This window comes from Antrihabitans stalactiti, assembly GCF_012932915.1.
GTDB lineage: Bacteria > Actinomycetota > Actinomycetes > Mycobacteriales > Mycobacteriaceae > Antrihabitans > Antrihabitans stalactiti.
Genome location: NZ_VCQU01000018.1, coordinates 15,078 through 38,476, shown reverse-complemented (window position 1 = coordinate 38,476; position 23,399 = coordinate 15,078). Strand labels below are relative to the sequence as shown.

Genomic DNA, 23,399 nt, shown 5'->3' with positions numbered 1-23,399 from the left:
CGAGTGTCGAGAAGAGCCGATGGCCGCGCGGACGACGAGCTCCGCGAAGTTCGAATCACCCGTGGATTTACTACTCACCCAGCAGGTTCGGTGCTCGTAGAGTTCGGCAACACGCGGGTGATGTGCACCGCGAGCGTCGAAGAGGACGTGCCGCGCTGGCGTAAAGGATCTGGCCTGGGGTGGCTGACCGCCGAATACGCGATGCTGCCTGCCGCAACCCACAGTCGAAACGATCGCGAGTCGGTCAAGGGCCGAATCGGTGGCCGCACGCAGGAAATCAGTCGCTTGATCGGGCGCTCGCTGCGCGCGTGCATCGACTTGGCCGCGATCGGTGAGAACACCATCGCCATCGACTGCGATGTCCTGCAAGCCGACGGCGGCACCCGGACTGCCGCGATCACCGGCGCGTACGTCGCGCTGTCCGACGCAGTGACGTACCTGCGCGCCGCAAACCGACTCAAGGACCCACAACCGATTTCGTGCGCAATCGCGGCTGTGAGCGTCGGCGTCGTCGACGGCCGCGTTCGCCTCGACTTGCCCTACGAAGAGGATTCTCGCGCGGAGGTCGACATGAACGTCGTCGCCACCGACACCGGCACCCTTGTCGAGATCCAGGGCACGGGCGAGGGCGCAACGTTCCCGCGGTCGACGCTGGACAAGTTGCTCGACTCCGCGCTGGAGGGTTGCGAGCAGTTGTTCGTCGTGCAGAAGGAAGCGCTGGCCTTGCCGTATCCGGGCGTGCTGCCGGAGCCAACGGAGCCGCCGAAAAAGAAGTTCGGTGGCTGAGCCGGTCAAACTCCTCGTCGCCAGCCGCAACGCGAAGAAGCTGCGCGAGCTTCGCCGCGTCCTCGCCGACAGTGGGGTAGCCGGTATCGAGGTAATCGGGCTGGACGAGGTCGAGCCGTACGCCGAAGCCCCGGAGACCGAACCCACCTTCGAGGGAAATGCGTTGCTGAAGGCGCGCGACGGTGCTGTTGCTACCGGATTAGCTTGTGTTGCAGACGATTCCGGCATCGAAGTCGACGCGTTGAACGGCATGCCGGGCGTGCTGTCCGCGCGCTGGTCGGGCCGGCATGGTGACGACGACGCGAACACCGCACTGTTGCTGGGTCAGCTTGCCGATGTCCCGGGCGAGCGTCGTGGTGCCCGGTTCGTATCGGCCTGTGCGCTGGTAGTGCCCGGTGGCGAAGAGGTCGTCGTGCGTGGCGAATGGCCAGGCGTCATCAACCGCGCACCGCGAGGTGACGGTGGCTTCGGCTACGACCCAGTATTCGTCCCGGAAGGCGAATCGCGTACTTCGGCCGAGCTGACGCCGGACGAGAAGGATGCGGCGTCGCATCGCGGTCGGGCATTGCGGAAGCTGTTGCCCGCCTTGACGACACTGGCAGCGGGCTAACGCGCGGCGGCCTGCGTGCGACGCACTAGGTATGCCTCCGATGTTGCAAATGGTGCCTACCAACCCGATCCAGTGGCTGCTCTTGCAGCTGTGTCACTGGATTCCGGGGATGGTCTGTATCGCGTGAGTTCTAGACGCCGAAATCGCGTTTGACCTGCGCTGTGCGGCGATGCTCCATCCAGAACGACAGGAACGGAATAGTTCCTGCCAGCAGCGTCACAACCGTGCTCGGACCTGGCCAGCGGACCTTCACAGCGAGGTCGACGGTCACCAGTAGGTAGACGAAGTACACCCAGCCGTGGACGATGCCGACCCATCCGAATCGGTCGACGTCGAAGCCGTACTTGGCGATGACTTCGGCAGTGAGGACGAGCAGCCAGATGCCGGTCGTCCACGCGAGCACGCGGTAGCGGAGGAGCGCACCAGCCACTCGGGTCTGCTGCTTTTTGTCCACTGCTGCATCGGTGGAATTGCTCGCTGTCACGTATCGCTCCTAATGTTCTCGCGAGCGGCCAGCTCGGCGAGGTAGCGGTTGTATTCCACCATGGCTGGATCGAGTTCGGTTCGCGCAGTTGGCCGTTGGGGCAACAGGTCCGCAGGAATCTCGCGGGGGCCCTCCACCTTCGGCGCCGCATCCGTATCCGCGGCCTCGGCCTCCAGCTGAACGAAGCGGCGGTAGGCATAAAGCACAAAGGCGGCGAAAAGCGGCCATTGCAGCGCGTAACCCAAGTTCTGGCCCGTCCCGCTTGCCGATTCGAAGCGGTCCCACTGCCACCAAGCCAAAGCCAGGCAGCCCACGAAACTGACTATCACCAGCACGATCAGTGCTGGTCGACGTCGGTTACGGGAACTGGTCACACTATGAATCTACCGGTCACCCTCGAGCGCATAGAAATGGTCGCTCAGAAGGTCGAATCAGCCGCCAAAACTATGCGCTCGGCGACTCAGCTATTTGTGCGCGAGGGGGGACTTGAACCCCCACGTCCGTTGGACACCACATCCTAAGTGTGGCGCGTCTGCCATTCCGCCACTCGCGCGTCGGACATAGATTACGCCACCTCACCTTCGGGACGCGCCCAACGATTCCTTCCGGCCCAGCTCGCTGTCTGGCTGTGGCAATTCGGGCACAGAAATCGGACGTTCTCCAGGCGACTGTCGAGATAGTCGCCGTTGATGTGATCGACGTGAAGCGTCAACTGCTTGCCGTTCCATTCGTCGCCGACCCCGCACAGCGCGCACACATACGGAACTCCGGCTTCGACGAGGGCGCGGCGAAGCATCTTCGGCTTGGCGCGCGGACTCCCCGCGGGTCGAACGACCAGCACCTGTTGCCACGAATAGCGGTTGCTTGTCGGCCTGCCTCGGTTGTGCCCCTTCCCGGTGAAGTGTGCGGTGTCGATTCCCTCCTTCTTGATCCGGCGACTCAGGTTCGCGTGCGTTCCACCGGCTGGCACCAGTCCGAGGTATCGGATGACGCCGGCGTAACTCGTCGAGTTGCGGACGGCCTCTTCGAGCAGCTCTCTCGGGTACTTCACGCCCCAACGGTAGCCAGCGCTGCCGACAAGAATGGGTGTCGCCGACGGATCTCGTGAGGACTCCCATCTTGTTCCGCGTCGCGCGCGTTGCAACGTGCGTGATCCGTACAGAAAGTGCGCGTCGCGGGACGTCACTAGCCGAGTCGCCTCGTCCGACCCGCAAATCGCGCGCGGCACCCTGTGGGATTGATAACGAATTGATAACGATCAACATGAGGGTTTCCTCAGGTTTCGGTCGTGTGTCCACCGGCGGTGCCTGCGCTGATCCGCTTACGTAGCCGTAAGTTACTGGTTCGTTCGTACCAGAATTGCTTCGTTACTCGTCGGTACCCGGGAGCAAACGTGAGGATTTCCTCATGATTCTGTGCCACCCTTGAAATACGCAAAGCGCGACGTAGTGGTCGTTCTTTGCGCAGATGTGGTGTCCAGGAGAGGAAGTTTGGCGTGACGATCAACGAGAGCACGGGGGCTGGCAGCGGACGGCGTTCGTCCCCCAGAGACCCCGAGCGTAGTGCCCTGATCGACAGACTTCTCGCGGGCGAACCGTATGCATTGGCATTCGGTGGGCAGGGTGCGTCGTGGCTCGACGTACTCGAGGAGATCACCCGCGACAGCGGGTTGGAGCCCGAAGTAACTGAGCTCGTCAATGAGGCAGCCCGCATTGTGGCGCCCGTTGCCGACGAACTACTCGTGGTCCGTCCGATGGGCTTCGACCCGATCGGATGGATGCTCGAACGCGACCTCGCAGAAGAGGGCGAGTCTGCCGGACCGTCCGACACGATCCTGGCGTCGGGCTCGGTTGCCCCGCCCGGAATCTTCCTTGCCCAGCTCGCCGCTATGCGTGCGCTGGCATTGCAAGGTATCGATCCTGCCGTGACGCCGCCTGTCGCGTCCATCGGCCACTCACAGGGCCTGCTGGGTGTCTACTCGGTCGGCGACGGTGGCACTCGCGATGCCGAACTTCTCGCGATTGCCCAGGTTTCCGGCGCGGCTGCGTTGCTCGTTGCGCGTCGTCGCGGACTGATCGGCACGGCAAAACGGTCGCCGATGATGGCAGTGTCCAATGTCGACCCCGATGCGCTCCGCGCAGTCGTCGAAGAATTCGGCCGCGATCTCGACCCGACGATCGCTCCGTTTGTCTCCATCCGCAACGGTTTGCGTCGCTGCGTCGTCTCCGGTGCTCCCGAACTACTCGAGCGCCTGCGCGACCGGTGCAAGGAGATCACCGCGCAAGAGAACAAAGAGCGCGACGCCAAGAAGCGCGGCGGAGCTGTATTCGCCCCCGTCTTCGAGCCGATCACGGTCGGAATCGCGTTCCACCACCCAACGATTGCCGAATGCGTCGACATCGCAGGCAACTGGGCGGCCAAGTGCGGCATGGACGTTGCACGGACCCGCGAGATTGCGTCGCGTTGCTTGTACGAGCCGGTCGACTGGGTCGAATCGGTACAGGAAGTCGTCGACAGCGGCGCGCGCTGGGTCCTCGACCTCGGCCCCGGCGACCTGCTGTCCCGCATGACCCAAGGCGCTCTGCGCGGCACCGGTATCGGCGTGATTCCCGTCGCGACCCGTGGCGGCCAGCGCAACCTGCTGACTCCCGGCGCGACGCCGGAGGTTCGCCCAGCGTGGTCGACGTTCACTCCGGAGCCGGTCGAACTTCCGGACGGTCGCGTCGTCGTCGAGACGGCCTTCACCAAGCTGACGGGCCGCTCGCCGATCCTGCTCGCAGGCATGACCCCGACCACCGTCGACGCGAAAATCGTTGCAGCAGCAGCGAATGCCGGCCACTGGGCCGAGCTCGCCGGCGGCGGCCAGGTGACCGAGCCGATCTTCGACGACCGCATCGCCGAGCTCCGCACCTTGCTCGAGCCTGGTCGTTCGGTGCAGTTCAACTCGCTGTTCCTCGACCCGTACCTGTGGAAGTTGCAGCTCGGCGGCAAGCGCCTCGTGCAGCGCGCCCGGACCGCCGGTGCCCCGCTCGACGGCGTCGTCGTCACTGCCGGAATCCCGGAGCTCGAAGAGGCCGTTGCGCTCATCGCCGAGCTGTCCGAAGTCGGCTTCACCTATGTTGCGTTCAAGCCCGGCACGGTCGCACAGATCCGCGCGGTCATCCGCATCGCCAACGAGGTCCCGAGCTTCCCGGTGATCATGCACATCGAGGGCGGTCGCGCAGGCGGTCACCACTCGTGGGAAGACCTCGACGACCTGCTGCTCGAGACCTACGGCGAGCTGCGGACCCGCTCGAACATCGTGGTCTGCGTCGGTGGCGGCATCGGCACCCCGGAGCGCGCAGCGGACTATCTCACCGGGCGCTGGTCGCTTGCGCACGGTTACCCCGAAATGCCGCTCGACGGCATTCTGGTCGGAACGGCCGCGATGGCGACGCTCGAAGCGACGACGTCACCGCAGGTCAAGCAGCTCCTCGTCGACACACCCGGAACGCCGGACTGGGTCGGCGCAGGCACCGCAGAAGGCGGAATGGCCTCGGGCCGTAGCCAATTGGGCGCCGACATCCATGAAATCGACAACACGGCCTCACGCTGCGGCCGTCTCCTCGACGAGGTGGCAGGCAACGCCGAAGCTGTCGCCGAACGTCGCGAAGAAATCATCGCCGCTCTCGATGGAACGGCGAAGCCGTACTTCGGCGACGTCGCAACGATGACGTACGCGCAGTGGCTGGGTCGCTACGTCGAGCTGGCCGTCGACGTCGACGCCGACTCACCGTGGCTGGACCACACCTGGCGCGACCGATTCCTGGACATGCTCCAGCGCACCGAGGCTCGCCTCAACCCGATCGACAACGGACCGATCCCGACCCTGTTCGGCGACGCCGCGATTCTGGAGCGTCCGGCGGACGCACTGGCTGCCTTGCTCGCGCATTACCCCGACGCCGAGACCGCGATCCTGCACCCGGCGGACGTGTCCTTCTTCGTCACCCTGTGCAAGACCCCGGGCAAGCCGGTCAACTTCGTTCCCGTCGTCGACGGCGACGTCCGTCGCTGGTGGCGGTCGGACTCGCTGTGGCAGGCACACGATCCGCGATACCCGGCAGACCAGGTGTGCGTCATCCCGGGAACCGTTGCCGTCGCAGGCATCACACGCTTGGACGAGCCGGTCGGCGAGCTGCTCGACCGCTTCGAAAAGGCAACGACCGACGCGCTACTCGCGGCGGGCGCACTGCCCACTGCGGTCGCGAGCCGTCGCAACGCTGGCCTCGTCGCAGGTCCGGTCGACATCGTGCTCAGCGCACCCGACGTCACGTGGGCCAACCGGCTCACGCAGAACCCGGTCGCGCGCATCGGTGAGATCGCCGAATGGACCGTCGCCGAGCGGCACGCGACGCACGTCCAGACAGGTGCGACGCTGACCGAACTCGACGAGACGCACGTCGAACTCGCCGTGCCGGTGGCAGGGGAGAAGTCGGTCCGCATCCGGATCACCGTGCCTGCAACGACGCTGGACGGCGGCGCACCGCTCGTCACGGCCGACGATGCGGCAGAGTCGATGTCCGCGCTTCTCGGTGTCGCCGCCGCAGGCGGACTGCCCGAGGTCAAGATCGGCAAGACGGGCCGTCCGGTCGCACATCTGAACGTCGCGTGGGCACCCGACTCGGTCGCCGACCACGCCGGCGTGACGGCTGCCGGCATGCCCGAAAATCTGGACTCGGTCGGCACGACGGTGCCCGACGTCGTCGTCGGCGCATGCTGGCCCGCGGTCTTCGCGGTGCTCGGCGCGACGCAGACGGCAAGCGGACTCAGCGTCATCGAAGGCATGCTCGACCTGGTCCACCTCGATCACCAGGCGCAGTTGGTCCGTGACCTGCCTTCGGAGACAAGCATTTTCGCGGTCCGCGCGGAATCACGCGAGGTGCTCGACACCGACCTCGGTCGCGTCGTCGAGGTTGCCGTCGAGATCGGCGTGATGCACGGCGATCAAGGCCTCGAGACCCCGACCGTCGCGAAACTGGTGGAGCGCTTTGCCATCCGCGGCCGCACCGGCGCAGGCGAACTCACCGACCCAGCCCGCGCTGCGGGCACGGTGACCGACGCTGCATCCGAGACGCCGCGTAAGCGTCGTCGCGACACGACGATCGTGGCGCCGCGCAACATGGCGGCGTTCGCAAAGGTGTCGGGCGACCACAACCCGATCCACACGTCCGACGCAGCCGCCCGCCTGGCGGGATTGGGCAGCCCGATCGTGCACGGCATGTGGCTGTCGGCCGCCGCCCAGCACGTCGTCTGCGCTGCAGATGCGAGCGAGAAGGTGCCTGCGCGTCGACTGACCGCATGGACCGCACGCTTCCTCGGCATGGTTCGTCCGGGCGCACAGGTCGACGTTCGCGTCGACCGCACGGGAATCGACAAGGGCGCCGAGATCCTCGAGGTCTCTTGCCGGGTCGACGGTGACCTCGTGATGGTCGCAAGCGCCAAGACAGCTGTGCCGAAGACCATCTACGCATTCCCAGGCCAGGGCATTCAGAAGCCGGGCATGGGCCTCGACGCCCGCGCTCGCTCGAAAGCAGCCAAGGAGATCTGGGACCGCGCGGACAAGCACACCCGCAAGGCGCTCGGCTTCTCGATCCTCGCAGTCGTTCGCGACAACCCGACCTACATCAAGGCCCGCGGCGTCGAGCATCGGCACCCGTACGGCGTGCTGCATCTGACGCAGTTCACCCAGGTGGCAATGGCGACGCTGGGTGTTGCGCAGATCGCAGAACTTCGTGAGTCGGGCGCTTTCGTCGAAGGTGCGATCCTGGCCGGCCACTCGGTCGGCGAGTACAACGCCCTCGCCGCTGCCGCCGGTGTGCTCCCGCTCGAAGCGGTCCTCGAGGTCGTGTTCAAGCGCGGCACGGCCATGCACGAGTTGGTCCCGCGCGACGAAGAGGGCCAGAGCAACTACCGGATGGCCGCTATTCGGCCGTCGCAGATCGGTCTGCCCGACGAGGACGTGATCGGCTTCGTCAACGAGGTCGCGCAGACTTCGGGTGAGTTCCTCGAGGTCGTGAACCTCAACCTCCGTGGTTCGCAGTACGCGATCGCAGGCACCATCGCCGGGCTGGAGGCACTCGAGGCCGAAATCGCCGCTCGTCGAGAGGCTTTCGGCGGCAAGAGTGCGTTCATCCTGGTTCCCGGCATCGACGTTCCGTTCCACTCGACGGTCCTGCGTGACGGCGTGCCCGAGTTCCGTCGCAAGCTCGACGGACTCCTCCCCGAGGACCTGCACCCCGAGATCCTCGAGGGTCGCTACATCCCGAACCTGGTACCGAAGCCGTTCTCGCTCGAGCGCGCGTTCGTCCAGGAGATCGCGGACCTCGTCCCGTCCGAGCCGCTCAACGAGGTCCTCGCAGACTTCGACGCATGGGCCGCGAAGCCGGCTCAGCTGTGCCGCGTTGTGCTGATCGAGTTGCTCGCCTGGCAGTTCGCCAGCCCGGTGCGCTGGATCGAGACGCAGGATCTGCTCTTCACCGACGAGGCCCACGGCGGACTCGGCATCGAGCGTTTCATCGAGATCGGCCTCGGTTCGGCGCCGACCGTTGCGAACCTTGCAACCAACACGCTGAAGCTGCCGGGTCGCATCGGCAAGCCGGTCGAGGTGCTCAACCTCGAGCGTGACGCCGCTGTCGTCTTTGCGACCGACACCGACGCTGCGCCGATCGAAGAGGTCGAAGAGGCCGCCCCGGTCGCCGAAGCAGCACCGGCCGCGGTCGCGGCGCCGGTCGCAGCACCGACTGCCCCGGCAGGCGGACCGCGTCCCGACGACATCCCGTTCACCGCGGCCGACGCAACGAAGGCGCTGATCGCGTCGTGGACGAAGCTCCGTCTGGACCAGATCGGTCCGGTCGACACGATCGAGGCACTGTGCGACGGCGTGTCGTCACGGCGTAACCAGCTGCTCGTCGACCTCGGTTCCGAGCTGTCGCTCGGTGCGATCGACGGTGCCGCGGATGCCGACATGGTCGCGCTGGCAGGCACGGTCGAGAAGCTGGCCCGCACCTACCGTCCGTTCGGCTCTGTGTTGTCGGATTCGACCGGCGACCATCTGCGCAAGGTGTTCGGTCCGTCGGGCAAGCGCCCGGCTGCAATCGCCGAACGCGTCAAGAAGGTCTGGGAGCTCGGCGACGGCTGGGCGAGTCACGTGCTTATCGAGGTCACCCTCGGCACGCGGGACGGCGTCAGCGTTCGTGGTGGCAGCCTCGGCGGGCTAGTCGAAGGCGCACTCAGCGACGGCGCCGCAGTGGACGCCGCAATCGACGCAGGTGTGCAGGCCGTCGCAGCTCGTCGCGGAATTGCTGTGGCACTCCCGTCGACTGGCGGCGGTGCAGGCGGTGCGATCGACTCGGCAGCGCTCGACGAGTTCGCTGCCAACGTCACCGGGCGCGACGGCGTGCTCGCATCGGCGGCACGTTTGGTGCTCGACCAGCTCGGCCTCGTCGACCAGGTCTCGGCACCCGAGAAGTCGACCGACAACGAGCTGATCGATCTGGTGTCCGCCGAACTCGGCTCCGATTGGCCGCGCCTGGTGGCGCCGGCATTCGACGCCAAGCGCGCGGTCCTGTTCGACGACCGTTGGGCGAGCGCACGTGAGGACCTGGCCCGGTTGTGGCTGGGTAGCGATCTGGATTCGGCCCAGAGTTTCGTCGGCGCAGGTAAGAACGTTGCAGCGCAAGCACTGTGGTGGCAGGAACGGGCGAAGAAGGTGGGCCGCAACGATTTGGCCGCCGGCTACGGCCAGATCGCCGAAGCGGCTCTTCGCGACGATGTCGCCGGCGCCTACAGCGATGACATCGCGGTCGTCACCGGCGCGAGCAAGGGCTCGATCGCCGCGGCGGTCGCAGGCAAGTTGCTTGCAGGCGGAGCAACGGTGTTCGTCACGACCTCGCGCCTGGACGACGACCGACTCGCGTTCTACCGCGACCTGTATCGCAACTCCGCGCGAGCGGGTGCGAACCTGTGGGTGGTTCCGGCGAACATGGCGTCGTACGCCGACGTCGACGCACTGATCGACTGGATCGGTGGGGAACAGATCGACAGCGCAGGCGGTGCCAAGACCGTCGTCAAGAAGGCCATGACACCGACGCTGCTCTTCCCGTTCGCGGCACCGCGCGTCGCAGGTGACCTGTCCGATGCCGGTTCGCGCGCCGAGATGGAAATGCGCGTGCTGCTGTGGTCGGTCGAGCGGTTGATCGGCGGACTGTCGAAGGTCGGCCAGGACAGCGACGTCGATTCTCGACTGCACGTCGTCCTGCCCGGCTCGCCGAACCGCGGCATCTTCGGTGGTGACGGTGCATACGGCGAGTCGAAGGCGGCTCTGGACGCGGTTGTCGCCAAGTGGGGCGTCGAACGCGGCTGGGCTGACCGGGTCACCCTTGCCCACGCGCTCATCGGTTGGGTGCGCGGCACCGGACTGATGGGTCAGAACGACCCGATGGTCGATGCCGTCGAGGAGGCTGGCGTCAGGACCTGGTCGACCCAGGAAATGGCGGTCGAACTGTTGGCGCTGTGCACGGCAGATGCCCGTGCCCTGGCCGCAGGCGGACCGAATCAGGTCGACCTGACCGGTGGTCTCGCAGAGGCGAAGCTGGATCTGCCAGCGCTCGCGAAGCAGGCAATGGAAGCTGCCGCGAACACGCCCGACGCCGAGCAGGCCGAGGTTGACGTCACCATCGCGGCACTGCCCGCACCGCCGACCCTGCTTCACGAGCTGGCAAGGCCGGAATGGGCCGATGTCGACGTCGACCCGGCGGACTTGGTCGTCATCGTCGGCGCTGGTGAGGTCGGGCCGGTCGGCTCGGCGCGCACGCGCTTCGAGATGGAGGTCGACGAAGAACTGTCGGCAGCCGGCGTCCTGGAACTGGCCTGGGTGACCGGACTGGTCACATGGGAGCAGGATCCGACACCGGGCTGGTACGACGCCGAAACCGGCGATCTGGTTCCGGAGTCCGAGATCGCGGACCGCTACCACGACACCGTGGTTGCCCGTGTCGGCATCCGCCGCTACGAGGACGACGGCCCGATGGTCGACAACACGACGCCGTTGCTGACGTCGGTGTTCCTCGATCAGGACCTCTCGTTCGTGGTCACCAACGAGGTCGAGGCCCGATCGTTCTTCAGCTCGGATCCCGAACATACGGTCATCACGCCCGTCGCCGATAGCAGCGACTGGCAGGTCACTCGCAAGGCGGGCACCGAGATTCGGGTGCCGCGCAAGGCGAAGCTGACCCGGACCGTCGGCGGTCAGATCCCGACCGGATTCGACCCGACGAAGTGGGGCATGTCGGTCGACATGGCCAGCTCGATCGATCGCGTTGCCGCGTGGAACATCGTGTCGACCGTCGACGCGTTCATCAGCAGCGGCTTCACACCGTCGGAGCTGATGCGCTGGGTGCACCCGAGCCTCGTTGCCAACACCCAAGGCAGCGGCATGGGTGGCATGGAGTCGATCAGGTCGATGTACGTCGACACACTGCTCGGCGATCCGCACCCGAACGACATCCTGCAGGAAGCGCTCGGCAACGTCATCGCCGCGCACGTCGTGCAGTCCTACGTCGGTAGCTACGGCGCGATGGTTCACCCCGTCGCCGCTTGCGCGACCGCCGCGGTCTCGGTCGAAGAGGGCGTCGACAAGATCAAGCTCGGCAAGGCGGACTTCGTCGTCGCCGGCGGCTTCGACGATGTCAGCACCGAAGCGATCATGGGCTTCGCGAACATGTCGGCGACGGCAGAGAGCGCTGCAATGCACGCCAAGGGGATCAGCGATCGCCGCTTCTCCCGTGCCAACGATCGACGACGCGGTGGCTTCGTCGAGGCGCACGGTGGCGGAACGGTCCTGCTCGCTCGCGGCGACATCGCACTCGAGATGGGTCTGCCCGTACTCGGTGTGGTCGCGTTCGCGCAGTCGTTCGGTGACGGTGTGCACACCTCGATCCCGGCTCCCGGACTCGGCGCTCTCGGCGCGGGCCGTGGCGGTCGCGAGTCGCGGTTGGCGGCATCGCTGCGCAAGCTCGGCGTCACTGCCGACGACGTGGCGGTGATCTCCAAGCACGACACCTCGACCGCTGCCAACGATCCGAACGAGGCCGAACTGCACGAACGCCTCGCGACCGCGATCGGGCGGTCCGAAGGTGCTCCGCTGTTCGTCGTCTCGCAGAAGAGTCTGACCGGGCACGCAAAGGGTGGTGCCGCAGCCTTCCAGCTGATCGGTCTGTGCCAGGTGCTCAGCCAGGGCGTCGTGCCGCCGAACCGCAGCCTCGACTGCGTCGACGACAAGATGGCCGACTTCGGCCGCCTCGTCTGGGCGCGTGAGCCGCTTCGTTTCGGCGAGGGCTTCCCGCTCAAGGCCGGTCTGGTCACGAGCCTCGGCTTCGGTCACGTGTCCGGCATGATCGCGATCGTGCACCCGGAGGCATTCGTGCAGGCGATCGATCCGGCTCGCCGCGACGAGTACATCCAGCGCGCGGCCGAACGGTCACGCAACGGCAAGCAGCGACTCGCGCAGGCGATGTGCGGCGGCGACGCGCTGTACGAGCGCCCCGCGGACCGTAGGCTCGGCGACGACGAGAAGGCTGCGCGGCAGTTGGAGGCGAACGTGTTGCTGACCGAGGACGCACGGCTCGGTGCAGACGGCGTGTACTCCGCAGGTCCGGGTTGCCGGTGAACGGGCGGATGGGCCGCGTGATCTGGACCGATTCGACGAGGGAAGATTGCGCGGCACAGCCCAGCCGGCGAGCTAGGGGTGTCACAGCGTGAGCATCATTGGGATAGGTCTTGATCTGGTGACGGTCTCCGAGTTCGCCGAGCAGATGGAACGCTCGGGCACGACGATGATCAAAGAGAGCTTCACACCAGGGGAGCGGCGGTACTGCCAGGGCAAGAGTTCCGATCCTGCGCGTAGCTACGCGGTCCGGTGGGCGGCGAAGGAGGCGGTCCTCAAAGCGTGGGGATCGTCGCGGTTCTCTCGCCGTCCGCAGGTGGGTGACAACCCGTACCTGTTGATCGAGGTCGTGAATGACGCGTGGGGCCGTCCGGTCATCAAGCTGCACGGCTTGGCGCAGGACTTCTTGCCTCGCGTCAAGATTCACCTGTCGCTCACCCACGACGGCGACACCGCGGCCGCTGTGGTGATTCTCGAAGATCCGGGCGAGGAGTCGAACGAGGCCGAGTAGGTCGTCGCTACCATTGCGCGATGCCCGCACTGTCACGTCGTCGCCTGCTGGTCGGGGCGGCCGCGCTCGCCGGTGCGGCCATCACGTTCGGAAGGCCGTCGTCGGCGAATGCGGTCCCAGGGCTCGAGGTAGTCGGGCCGTCGAACCCACAGTTCGGCGCCCTCGCGGGCCGCGGCTTCAACAAGCGTTTCGCAGCCACTCCCGACCGGATCTTCTTGCCGACAACGACCGACGAGGTGGTCGACGCTGTCGGTAGGTCGGTCGAGGAGGGGCTGCGAATTGCGGCGCGGTCGGGCGGACACGGGTTCGAGGATTTCGTGGCGAACCCCGAAGTCAAGGCAATAGTCGACCTGTCCCGCCTGGCGGAGGTCCGCTACGACGACGCCCACCGCGCCATTTCGGTCGGCGCGGGGGCCGACCTCGGCACGGTCTACGAGCGGCTTTACCGGGGCTGGGGCGTGACGATCCCAGGCGGTAGCTGCCTGGGCGTCGGCATCGGCGGTCATGCGACCGGCGGGGGCTACGGACCGTTGTCCCGGCTGTTCGGCACCGTGGTGGACCACATCTACGGCGTCGAGGTGGTGGTCGTCGACGCTCGTGGCAAGGCTTCGGCAGTCGTCGCCACACGTGACGGTCCGAATGCCGATCTGTGGTGGGCGCACACGGGCGGTGGCGGCGGCAACTTCGGCGTCGTGACCAGGTTCCTGTTGCGGTCGCACGATAGCGACGGGTCCGATCCGGCACGACTGTTGCCCGTTCCACCCGCCACCCTCAGTAGCGCGACCATCGTCCTGCCGAGCGCTGACGAAAATTCGTTCGTCACGTTCGTCGGGAATTATCTGCGGTTCTACGAACGCCACAACGAGCCGGGCTCGCGTTTCGCCAGTCTCGATGCGCCGCTGTCGATCACGCCGCGTACCGCCGGTTTCGCGATGCTGACAACGCAGATCGATGCCACACTCCCGAATGCCGGCGCCCTGTTCGCCGAGTTCGTTGCTGCGCTCGGGGAGGGGGTGTCGCCGCCGCCCGTCGTCGTTCCGGGAAATTCAGGTCCGTTCCTGGACATGACCCTTGCGCTGGCGACGCCGCGGTTGACCGACACGGCGAGAAGCAAGTACAAAGCCGCGTATCTGCGCAAGCCGTATTCCGAGGACCAACTGCGAGCAATTCACCGGCATTTGGCGAGATTCGATCCAACGGATGAATCGGGTCTGCAATTTCTGCCGTTCGGTGGCGCGGTCAATTCGCGGGCAGCGGGTGCAACCGCTATGCCGACCCGAGATGCGTTCATGAAGATGCTCTACGTGGCTGCGTGGCGCAACCCAGCCGATGACGATCGGTATCTCGCCCTGGCGCGCAATTTCTACGGTGAGCTGTACAGCAGTTCCGGCGGAGTCCCGGTGCGCAACGACGTCAGCAGCGGCAGCTACATCAATTACCCAGATACGGATCTTGCGGACCCGCGCTGGAACGCCTCGGGCATGCCATGGCAGGCGTTGTACTACGGCGACAACTATGCGCGGCTCCAGCAGATCAAGTCGAAGTGGGATCCCGCGAACACGTTCCGGCACAGGCTGTCGATCGAGCCGAAGGCAATCTGAACGAAAGGCATCAATCGGACGAAAAGTGCGTAACGGCAACGGCTCTCAGCGTCTTCACAGCGCAATCGTGGGATAATGCGCTGTGGATTCTCGACAGGGCTGCGGCGCCCGATGAACAGGCGTCGATTCTTTGTCACGATGGGTGGCTTGGCTGCCGGCGCAGTTGCCGCAGCGGCGTCGACGACGCCCGGGTCTGCGGACGACCTCGACGACCCTCCGTCGCTCGCTGTTCCAACGAGCGCAGCGCCGCCGTTGCTCGCGCCGCCGCCGTCGAAGAGCCTGCGCGTCGCACCGGGGAAGGTCCCGCTGACCGCGCTACCCGGCTCTGGAACGTCGCTGGCCCTCACCATCGACGACGGTGTGGATGCGGACGTCGTCGCTGCCTACATCAAGTTCGCGAAAGACACCGGCGCCCGCTTCACGTTCTTCGTGACGGCGTCCTATCAGTCCTGGACTACCAACCGTGCGGACCTGCGCCCGCTGGTCGACAGCGGCCAGATTCAGCTCGGCAACCACACCTGGGATCACCCGGATCTGACGACCCTGTCGAAATCGGCGGTCGCCGAACAGCTTCGGCGAACTCAGAAGTTCTTGTCGACCAACTACGGCGTCACCGGCGCGCCGTATTACCGGCCGCCGTACGGCAAGCGCAATGCGGCGGTCGACGCGGTCGCCGCCGACCTCGGCTATTCGGTTCCGACGATGTGGTACGGGTCGCTGTCGGACTCGGAGATCATCACGACCGACTATTTGCTCGAGTGCGCGCGGAAGTACTTCACGGCGCAGGCGATCGTCATCGGGCACGCCAACCACCTCCCCGTCACGCGGGTCTACGACAAGCTGGTCGGCATCATTCGGGAACGCGGACTGTCGATGGTCACGCTCGACGACGTGCTGTTGCCGCCGCGCTGAATCACGCGGTCAGCTCGCTGATCCGCAGCCGGACGAGGTCGATCAGATCGTCTTCGGTCATGCCTGGTTCTGGCTGGATCGGGTGGCCGAACACGAGGACGACCTTGCGGTCGCGATAGAACGTCTTCTTGCCGGGCCGGTCGCGCTTGAGCGGCATGACGTCGTTGCTGCCGACGATTCCCGCGGGGACGATCGGCGCGCCGGTCGCCAGCGCGATCCGGGCCGCACCTGGCCGATACGGCGCGGTTTCGCCACGACCGACGATCTTGCCTTCCGGGAAGATGATCAACACACCCCCTCGGCTGACCACGGCGGTCGCGCGCTCGACCGCGTCGGCACCGGAAAGCGCATCACCGCGCACGACAGGGATGTGGCCGAGCAGTTTCACTAACCTGCCCACGACGGGCATCGTCCACAGCTCCGCCATTCCGATCGCGATTGCGCGGCGACGCAACGCGCCCCACAAAAACACCGGGTCGGTGTAGGAGATGTGGTTGCACGCGACGATGACCGGACCCTTCTTCGGGACCGCGCCGCGGTTGACGACGGTGATGTCGACGACCTTGATGAATGCGAGAAACCGCGCCAGCCGCCTGACCGCGTGGGTGGTCAACCATGCCCGCTTGCCAAGTCCCCGTGGCTTCTTGCCCTTGTCGGTCCCCTTGTCGGTCATAGACCATTTCTACAGCGGCTCAACGACTCTCCTGATACCGGCTGAACACGAGCGTGAATCGGCCGCGCCCGTGCGTCATCGAGCGCAGCGCGATCGCATAGTCGACGAGTTCGCTTTCCGGCACCGAGGCGATCACGGTGACCTCGCCGGAACCAGCGTCTTCGGTGCCTTCGATCTGCCCATTCCGTCGGCTGAGGTCGGCCAGCACGTCGCCTTGGAGTTCGTGCGGAACGGTCACTTCGACGTGGTCGATCGGTTCGAGCACGAGGGTGCCGACCTTGTCGATGGCCGCTTTCAGTGCAAGAGCGCCTGCCATGCGGAAGCTGAACTCGTCGGAGTCGACCGAATGATGTTTGCCGTCGAGCAGCACGGCACGTAGGTCGACCATCGGGTAGCCGTGGCTTCCGCCGCGCTCCATCGATTCCGAGATTCCTCTGCCCACTGCGGGGATGAGCGACTTGGGGACGACTCCGCCCTTCGATTCGTCGACGAACTCGAATCCGGCGTTTCGCTCCAATGGCTCGAACCGTACGACCGCGACGCCGAATTGTCCGTGCCCGCCGCTCTGCTTCTTGTGTCGGCCTTCGGTCTGCGCCGGTCCACGTAGGGCCTCGCGATAGGCGATCTTGACGGGTTCGGTATCGACGGTGACGCCGTAGCGCCGTTTGAGCTTCGCGAGCGCAACCTGTACGTGGACCTCGCCTGCGCCGCGCAATACGGTCTGGCCGGTTTCGCCGCCGCGCACCACGTGCAGTGTGGGGTCGTCGCTAACCAATTCGGCGAGGGCGGTCGCCAGTTTGTCCTCGTCGCTTGCCCGCTGCGCGTTGACCGCTATCCCGTGGACGGGTTGCGGGTGAGGGACCGGCGGGACGACGAACGGTGTTCCGTTGGCGGACAAAGTGTCTCCGGTGGCGACAGCGGAGAGTTTGATTGCGCCGACGATGTCGCCTGCAACCGCGCTGTCGATCGCGGTGTACTTGTTGCCGACCACGCGCAAGAGGTTGTGCATGCGCTCCTTGCCGCCGGTTCGCGGATTGTGCAGCACGTCGTCGGCGCGCAACGTTCCGGTCAGGACCTTGAGAAACGCGACTTGGCCGACGTAGTCGTCCGTCTGTGTTTTGAACACATACGTGAGCGGTTCGCCTGCAGCTGTGCAGCCGACCTCGACCACGGTGTCGCCCGAATGGACTTCCACGGCAGGCACGTCGGGCGGCGAGGGAGCGACATGGCAGACGAACTCGAGTAGCCGATCGACCGCGATGGCGTCGGCGGCCGAACCGCACAACACAGGCCACAGATCACCGCGCAGGAAGCCGGTTCGCAAGGCGTGTTCGAGTTCGTCGACGCTGATCTCCTCGCCGTCGAGATAGCGCGCGAGCAGGTCGTCTTCGATTTCGACGACGTCTTCGACGAGGTGTTCGTGCTCGGTGTGTTCCAACTCGGCGAGGTCGGCAGGCACGTCGTCTTTCTCGACCGCGGTTCCGGTGTCATAGAGGAAGACATGGTCGGTCAGTAGGTCGGCGACGCCGGTGAAGGTTGCGGCTTCGCCGACCGGTAGTTCGACCGGTTCGACTCCGGAGCCGAAGTGGTCACGAATTCCGGCCAGGGTCCGGTCGAACGAGGCGCGTTCCTTGTCGAGTTTGTTGATGAACAGCAGCCGGGGTTTGGCGAGGTCTGCGGCAGCCTTCCACAGCAATTCGTCGTTGACCTGCAGCCCGCTGACCCCGTCGACCACGAAGACCGCCACGTCCGCGACGCGGAGGGCCGTCAACGCGTCGCCGGCGAAGTCGGCATACCCCGGTGTGTCGAGCAGATTTATTCGATGCGCGTTCCACTCGAACGAGGCAAGGCCGAGCGTCAGCGATTGGTTGCGATCGCGTTCCTCGGGAGCCGTGTCGAGGGTTGTGTTCCCGTTCTCCACGCGACCTGGTCGGGTGATGACGCCCGCGCGGTAGAGCATGGCCTCGGCAAGAGTCGTCTTTCCATTGCCCTGATGTCCGACGAGGGCGACGTTGCGGATCCGTTCGCTGTCGATGGCGGCGACTCCTTTGGCGCAAGTTACTGACGCGTGCGGGACTCTTTCTCCGCTACCAGGAGGTAAGCCACCATCAGGCGCTTCAGTTCGGCGACAGCATCCGCGTGGCTCTGGTTGTCCTGCACGGAGAAGTTCAGCATGGAGTACACGACGTGCACGAGTACTTCCGCCATCATATTGCGCCGATCCCGGGGAGTTCGGGGCGTCAATGGGCGAAGCATTTTGGAAACGACTTCGGCGAATTCCTTCTCGTGGATCGCGCCGGTCGCTCGAGTAGACGGGGTCGACTGCATTGCCAGCCACACTTCGCGCCGGGACGGGTCCGAGGTCCATAGCTCGGCCATGTGGTCGACGAAGCTGTTCATGTACCGCAACCAGTCGAGCGACGGGATCTCGCCGTTGAAGTCCGCCAGTTCCTGCGAGACTGCGACGAGATCCTGCCTGTTGAGCTCGCAGACGATGACGTACTTGTTGGCGAAGAACTGATACAGGGTCCCGATCGGAACCTCGGCGCGCGTCGCGACTTCCTCGCACGTGAACGATTCGAATCCGACGTCGGTCAGCAGCTCGCGCGACGCAGCCAACAGCGCGTCGAACTTCTTCTTACTGCGTTCCTGAGTTGGACGACGCCGCGGGAGAAGTTCCTGCGGATCGGCTTGCAAGTCGAGCGCAGGGTCCGGACGTCGCTGCGACTGAGTATCGGTTTGCGACTCCACGGTCTCAAGGCTAGCCGGTTATTCGCTCGCACCGCGTATCCGGCGCTGCGCGGCTGTGAAGGCGCGAGGAACGGTCGAAGCTCGCAATTAGCCCGAATGGCCGAAAACCCCGATTTCGGGGCCTTATGTCACCAACTGGTTAACCAAGAGTTACTCCGTTATGACCGCCGTATCCCTGTTGTAAATATCGCCGTCTCGATTAGGCATTGCTAGTGGACCAAGAGTTACGGTCAGGTCTCGAAACCGACACGAGACCTGGTTTCACGTAGATCAACAGAAGTTTGTCCGGTCTTTACGCCGTCCGAGCTTTTGGTTTACGTACCCAGACAGAACAGAGAAGGGCTCCAGATGAACAAGATCTCCCGTGCTGCCGCAACCTCGGCGATGGTCGTCTCCGCCCTCGGCCTCGCCGCAGGCACGTCGACCGCAGCCCCGGCCGCGCCCGCTCCGGTGCCCGCGGTGCCTGGAATTTCGGTCACCGACCTCTTCCCGGGTTTGCAGTACACGAGCAACGCCCTCGAGAACGCGGCGAGCATCAACACCCCGTTCGGATCGTTCACGACCGAGAACGGACAGTTCTCGTTCAAGGACGCTTCCGGCACGCCGCTCGTGAGTGCACCGCTGCCTGAGCAGTTCAACGCAGCGACCACGGCGATCGCAGACACCACGACCAACGTCGTGTCCACTATCGCGCCGAATGAAGCTGCAGCATCGACTGTTCCGGGCGTGCACAACGTCGACGCCACCGCCGACTTCAACAGCGCGCTTGCTGTTGCGGCGACCCAGTTCGGTCTGGCCACCGGTGTCGGTGCCATGGCCGGCGGCCTTATCGGACTCGGCCTGGGCTGCGTCGGTGGCGGTCTCACCGGTGGCTTCGTCGCACTGCCGACCGGCCCGATCGCGTTGCCGGCAGCCGTCCTCGGTTGCATCGTCGGTGGCGGTACCGGTGCCGGAATCGGCGCTGTCGTCGGCGGCGCGCTTGTCGGTATCCCGGTCGGCATCGCCAGCCTCGTCCAGATGCAGCAGACGCTGAACGCACCGCCGGCTGCCTGATCTGACGCTTGACGAGAACGGCCCCCACTCCCCTGTCAGGGTGGGGGCCGTTCCCGTGTTCAGGGCTCAGTGCGCGGTCTTGCGCTTGAAAATCAAGGATGCCGAGAGATAGCCAGCGAGTCCGATGGCGTCGCACCAGATAACGGCCAGCATCGCGCTGTTGCCGATTTCGGTGCCCATCAGCAGGCCTCGAAGTGTCTCGATGACTGGCGTGACCGGCTGATGTTCGGCAAATGATCGTAGCCAGGTCGGCATTGTGTCGGTCGGGACGAACGCGCTGCTCACGTAGGGGATGAACATCAGGAAGAACGTGAAGCCCTGCGCGGCTTCGGGATTGCGAGCCAGCAACCCCAGAGCGACGCTGATCCATGACAAGGCGAGTACGAACACCGCTATCACGGCCAGTGCAGCAAGCCATTTCAGCGGGTCTGCCGTCGGCCGAAAGCCGAGTGCGACTGCAACGACGATCACGATGCTCGTGGTCAGCAGGTTTCTGACCACGCTTTCGACGACGTGACCGGTCAGCACCGACGAGCGTGATATCGCCATCGTGCGGAATCGATCGATGATCCCGTTCGTCATGTCGGTGGAGACACTCACGGCAGCGGTCCCGGCGCCGAATCCAGCGCACAGCAAGATAATTCCGGGAACGACGTAGTCGATGTATTCGCCACCGACGTCGAACGCGCCGCCGAAGATGTACACGAACATCAGCAGGATCATGATCGGCAGGGCGATGGTCATGACCATCGTGTCGGGACTTCGCAGGGTGTGCTTGAGGCTGCGCCGCGTCATCGTCACCGAGTCGATAATTGCCGTGCTCATCGCCTAGTGGCCTTCTCTGAGTGGGTTGTCAGTGCGAAGAAGACGTCGTCGAGGTCGGGTGTGTGGATGGTCAGGTCGTCGATGGCGATGGATTCGTCGTCGAATCGGTCGAGGATGGCCTTGAGGGATTTGACGCTGCCGTCCGACGGCACCTGCAGGACCAGGTTCTCGTCGTCGCGCGCGACTTCACCGAAGGTGTGTGCTGCGTAGTTCAATCCGGCGCTGTCGGCGAATCTGAGTGCGATGTGCCCGCCGGGAGCGAGTCGCTTGAGCTCGTCGGCGGTGCCCTCGGCGACCAGGTGGCCGCGGTCGAGGACCGCGATGCGATCGGCGAGTTCGTCTGCTTCGTCGAGGTATTGAGTGGTGAGGAAGACGGTGATGCCGCCGGCCGCCATGTCCCGGATGATCTGCCACATGTTACGGCGGCTGCGTGGGTCCAGGCCGGTCGTGGGCTCGTCGAGGAACAGGATTTTCGGATCGCCGACCAGGCTCATCGCCAGGTCCAGCCTGCGGCGCATGCCGCCGGAATACGTTCCCGCGCGGGCGCGTGCTGAGTCGACCAGATCGAACCGCTCGAGGAGATCGGCGGCGCGCTGGCGCGATTCACGCCGACCGAGGTGGTGCAGATCGCCCATCAGGGTCAGGTTCTCGGCGCCGGTCAGAACGTCGTCCACCGCCGAATATTGACCAGTCACACCGATCGATTCCCGGACCGCGTCGGCGTCGTGGCGCAGGTCGAAACCCGCGATCCGGACGTCACCAGCGTCGGGGGAGACCAGGGTGGACAGGATCTGGACGGTCGTCGTCTTTCCTGCTCCGTTCGGTCCAAGCAGCGAAAAGATCGTGCCTGCAGCGACCTCGAGGTCGATGCCGGCGAGGACCGTCTTGTCGCCGAAGCTCTTTCTGAGCCCGACCGCACTTATCGCTGGTTGGGGAGTGGCTAGTGTCATCTCTGCCTCTTCTCTAAACTGTGTACGACCTACACTAAGTGTATACGGTACGCAGTTTTAGAACCGACGCAAGACTTACGTGGGATTTGGTGACGATGGACGAGATACCCAAAGCGATTCAATTGCTGTGGGGGCTGGACGAACCCGGCAGCCGGGGGCCCAAAAAGGGGCTCACCCTCATGCAAGTGGTGGACGCCGCGATCGACGTCTGTGACGCCGAGGGGTTCGCTGCGCTGTCGATGAGCCGGCTGGCCAAGCAGCTCGGATTCACCACGATGTCGCTGTATCGCTACGTCGACAGCAAAGACACCTTGATCGATCTCATTTCCGACCGGGTGATCGGTCCGCCGCCGACAATCGCGTCGACGACGCCGTGGCGAGAAGCGCTCGAAATGTGGGCGATGGCGGAATTCGAATCGATCCGCGCCCATCCTTGGTGGCTCGAAATTCCACTCACTGCGCCACCGGCCGGACCCAACAACATGGGGTGGTTGGAGGCCGGTCTCGCCGCATTCAGCGAGACCGCCGTGCCCGACCCGATCCGGCTGCAGCTAGTGATGAACATGTCGCTGTACGTCATCAGCCGAACGCGGTTGGTCCTACAAATGACCGCGTCGACCGACGCGCCGGACAACTACACGTTGGTACTGGGGCGGGTGCTCGATCCGGCGCGCTTTCCCGCGTTGCTAAAGGCGATATCGGCGCAGGCGTTCGACATGGACGAGAACAACTGGGAAATCAACGATTTCAAGTTCGGCCTCGACCGACTCCTCGACGGATTCGAGCGCTATGTGGAGTCTTTCTAACTAGCGTCGCCTGGAAACCGCTCGGAAGAGATCACCTGGCGCCGGCTCTGCGACGACGCCGATCAAGCTTTCGACCCGCTGTGGCAGCGTCACCGCGCGACGCCTACGTCTCGGTTATTGCTTCAGGATTGCGGTGGCGCCTGATGCAATCGATCACGTAGTTCGGAAGCTACCTCCGGTGCCTGCACTCAACCCCCACGACGGGTTTTTCGGGTCGGTCCAGGCGAAATCGACTGAGATGCCGTACCAACCGCCCGATTCGAGCGGTCCGATCTGTGTCGTAATCCGCTTGCATCCGCTCACCGTTTCGGTGGTCGTGTTCTCGGAGAGCGTTCGGTTATTGGGGAGGTCCTCGCGACGCCACCGGTAAGTGATTGTGCCGGTGAGTGTGGTGTCTGGCTCGTTCGGCATGACGAATAGCTGCCCGTAGACGATTTGGTTCGGAGCGAGCGCATTTTCTCCGGTGACGGCGTTGGGATCCGACGCGATGATGACGGCGACAGTAACTCCGTTGGAGCTGTAGACACTGACGCCGGGGTCATCGTCGTTCGGGATCACGCAGGCTGGGGCTGAGCTAGCGGCCGAAGCGCCTTGTGTATTTTCGTCGTCGCTTGTACTGCACCCGGTGAACAGCACGCAGCCGACGACGAGAGGTAACAGGACACTGCGCGGTCGCCGGTGGATTTCGATTGCCATGGTCGCCTTCCGCCTGGTTCGTCGGCGTGGATGAACTCA

17 protein-coding genes and 1 tRNA gene are annotated in these 23,399 nt (G+C 65.0%); 8 read left to right on the top strand and 10 right to left on the bottom strand.

What is annotated here, in order from left to right; all coding sequences use genetic code 11:
* The first annotated feature begins 3 nt into the window (after positions 1–3).
* The gene (gene rph / locus FGL95_RS31150) at positions 4–786 is read left to right on the top strand and encodes a ribonuclease PH (RefSeq protein WP_169594732.1); all 783 of its coding nucleotides are present in this window, start codon (positions 4–6) and stop codon (positions 784–786) included.
* On the top strand, positions 779–1,396 hold the full coding sequence (rdgB, locus tag FGL95_RS31145) for an RdgB/HAM1 family non-canonical purine NTP pyrophosphatase (RefSeq protein ID WP_169594731.1): 618 nt from the start codon (positions 779–781) through the stop codon (positions 1,394–1,396). The genes rph and rdgB overlap by 8 nt, the downstream gene beginning before the upstream one ends.
* 130 nt (positions 1,397–1,526) lie before the next feature.
* Here rdgB and FGL95_RS31140 read toward each other — a convergent pair whose 3' ends face one another.
* From FGL95_RS31140 to FGL95_RS31125, 4 genes are all read right to left on the bottom strand, one after another.
* Complete coding sequence (locus FGL95_RS31140; protein ID WP_169594729.1) at positions 1,527–1,880, bottom strand: DUF3817 domain-containing protein; 354 nt, start codon at positions 1,878–1,880, stop codon at positions 1,527–1,529.
* Positions 1,877–2,254 carry a transcriptional regulator gene (locus tag FGL95_RS31135; protein WP_169594727.1) on the bottom strand — a complete coding sequence of 126 codons (378 nt, stop codon included), beginning with the start codon at positions 2,252–2,254 and terminating at the stop codon, positions 1,877–1,879. Before FGL95_RS31135 ends, FGL95_RS31140 begins: the two co-directional genes overlap by 4 nt.
* Positions 2,255–2,351: 97 nt before the next feature.
* Positions 2,352–2,433: transfer RNA gene (locus tag FGL95_RS31130), tRNA-Leu, on the bottom strand.
* Between the two features lie 12 nt (positions 2,434–2,445).
* A complete protein-coding gene (locus tag FGL95_RS31125; protein WP_169594726.1) occupies positions 2,446–2,931 on the bottom strand; it encodes an HNH endonuclease in 486 nt (161 codons plus the stop codon).
* A gap of 444 nt (positions 2,932–3,375) precedes the next feature.
* Here FGL95_RS31125 and FGL95_RS31120 point away from each other — a divergent pair, with 444 nt between their 5' ends.
* The 4 genes from FGL95_RS31120 to FGL95_RS31105 all read left to right on the top strand — a co-directional run bounded on the left by FGL95_RS31120 (position 3,376) and on the right by FGL95_RS31105 (position 15,606).
* Complete coding sequence (locus FGL95_RS31120) at positions 3,376–12,585, top strand: type I polyketide synthase (RefSeq protein WP_169594724.1); 9,210 nt, start codon at positions 3,376–3,378, stop codon at positions 12,583–12,585.
* Positions 12,586–12,673: 88 nt separating this feature from the next.
* Positions 12,674–13,093 carry a holo-ACP synthase AcpS gene (gene acpS, locus FGL95_RS31115; protein WP_169594722.1) on the top strand — a complete coding sequence of 140 codons (420 nt, stop codon included), beginning with the start codon at positions 12,674–12,676 and terminating at the stop codon, positions 13,091–13,093.
* A gap of 20 nt (positions 13,094–13,113) precedes the next feature.
* The gene (locus tag FGL95_RS31110) at positions 13,114–14,694 is read left to right on the top strand and encodes an FAD-binding oxidoreductase (RefSeq protein WP_169594720.1); all 1,581 of its coding nucleotides are present in this window, start codon (positions 13,114–13,116) and stop codon (positions 14,692–14,694) included.
* Positions 14,695–14,805: 111 nt separating this feature from the next.
* Complete coding sequence (locus tag FGL95_RS31105; protein ID WP_169594719.1) at positions 14,806–15,606, top strand: polysaccharide deacetylase family protein; 801 nt, start codon at positions 14,806–14,808, stop codon at positions 15,604–15,606.
* 1 nt (position 15,607) lies between these two features.
* On the opposite strand, the gene FGL95_RS31100 is transcribed toward FGL95_RS31105, so the two are convergent.
* From FGL95_RS31100 to FGL95_RS31090, 3 genes are read right to left on the bottom strand one after another with little or no spacing between them, the layout of a single operon-like run.
* Positions 15,608–16,279 (bottom strand): lysophospholipid acyltransferase family protein, encoded by a 672-nt coding sequence (locus FGL95_RS31100; RefSeq protein WP_169594717.1) that lies wholly within the window; start codon positions 16,277–16,279, stop codon positions 15,608–15,610.
* Between the two features lie 19 nt (positions 16,280–16,298).
* Entirely contained in the window at positions 16,299–18,314 is a 2,016-nt protein-coding gene (gene fusA / locus FGL95_RS31095) for an elongation factor G (protein ID WP_169594785.1), read from the bottom strand.
* Between the two features lie 23 nt (positions 18,315–18,337).
* Positions 18,338–19,030, bottom strand: coding sequence for a TetR family transcriptional regulator (locus FGL95_RS31090; protein ID WP_169594715.1), 693 nt, complete (start codon positions 19,028–19,030; stop codon positions 18,338–18,340).
* Positions 19,031–19,378: 348 nt separating this feature from the next.
* On the opposite strand from FGL95_RS31090, the gene FGL95_RS31085 reads away from it, so the two are divergent.
* The gene (locus FGL95_RS31085; RefSeq protein ID WP_169594713.1) at positions 19,379–20,083 is read left to right on the top strand and encodes a DUF8020 domain-containing protein; all 705 of its coding nucleotides are present in this window, start codon (positions 19,379–19,381) and stop codon (positions 20,081–20,083) included.
* A gap of 66 nt (positions 20,084–20,149) precedes the next feature.
* On the opposite strand, the gene FGL95_RS31080 is transcribed toward FGL95_RS31085, so the two are convergent.
* Complete coding sequence (locus FGL95_RS31080; protein ID WP_240963455.1) at positions 20,150–20,908, bottom strand: ABC transporter permease; 759 nt, start codon at positions 20,906–20,908, stop codon at positions 20,150–20,152.
* Entirely contained in the window at positions 20,905–21,858 is a 954-nt protein-coding gene (locus tag FGL95_RS31075; RefSeq protein ID WP_169594712.1) for an ATP-binding cassette domain-containing protein, read from the bottom strand. Before FGL95_RS31075 ends, FGL95_RS31080 begins: the two co-directional genes overlap by 4 nt.
* Before the next feature lie 95 nt (positions 21,859–21,953).
* Between FGL95_RS31075 and FGL95_RS31070 the strand changes: the two genes are divergently transcribed.
* Positions 21,954–22,664, top strand: coding sequence for a TetR/AcrR family transcriptional regulator (locus FGL95_RS31070; protein WP_169594710.1), 711 nt, complete (start codon positions 21,954–21,956; stop codon positions 22,662–22,664).
* A 153-nt stretch (positions 22,665–22,817) separates the two neighbouring features.
* Here the strand turns inward: FGL95_RS31070 and FGL95_RS31065 are convergent, their stop codons facing one another.
* Complete coding sequence (locus FGL95_RS31065) at positions 22,818–23,360, bottom strand: hypothetical protein (protein WP_169594709.1); 543 nt, start codon at positions 23,358–23,360, stop codon at positions 22,818–22,820.
* Positions 23,361–23,399: the final 39 nt, after the last annotated feature.

Excerpts from the sequence above, each read along its gene's own strand:
- FGL95_RS31085 (WP_169594713.1), top strand. The coding sequence starts at position 19,379 with ATGAACAAGATCTCCCGTGCTGCCGCAACCTCGGCGATGGTCGTCTCC.
- FGL95_RS31070 (WP_169594710.1), top strand. The coding sequence starts at position 21,954 with ATGGACGAGATACCCAAAGCGATTCAATTGCTGTGGGGGCTGGACGAA.
- FGL95_RS31065 (WP_169594709.1), bottom strand. The coding sequence starts at position 23,360 with ATGGCAATCGAAATCCACCGGCGACCGCGCAGTGTCCTGTTACCTCTC.
- FGL95_RS31100 (WP_169594717.1), bottom strand. The coding sequence starts at position 16,279 with ATGACCGACAAGGGGACCGACAAGGGCAAGAAGCCACGGGGACTTGGC.
- FGL95_RS31105 (WP_169594719.1), top strand. The coding sequence starts at position 14,806 with ATGAACAGGCGTCGATTCTTTGTCACGATGGGTGGCTTGGCTGCCGGC.
- FGL95_RS31080 (WP_240963455.1), bottom strand. The coding sequence starts at position 20,908 with ATGAGCACGGCAATTATCGACTCGGTGACGATGACGCGGCGCAGCCTC.
- FGL95_RS31075 (WP_169594712.1), bottom strand. The coding sequence starts at position 21,858 with ATGACACTAGCCACTCCCCAACCAGCGATAAGTGCGGTCGGGCTCAGA.
- FGL95_RS31110 (WP_169594720.1), top strand. The coding sequence starts at position 13,114 with ATGCCCGCACTGTCACGTCGTCGCCTGCTGGTCGGGGCGGCCGCGCTC.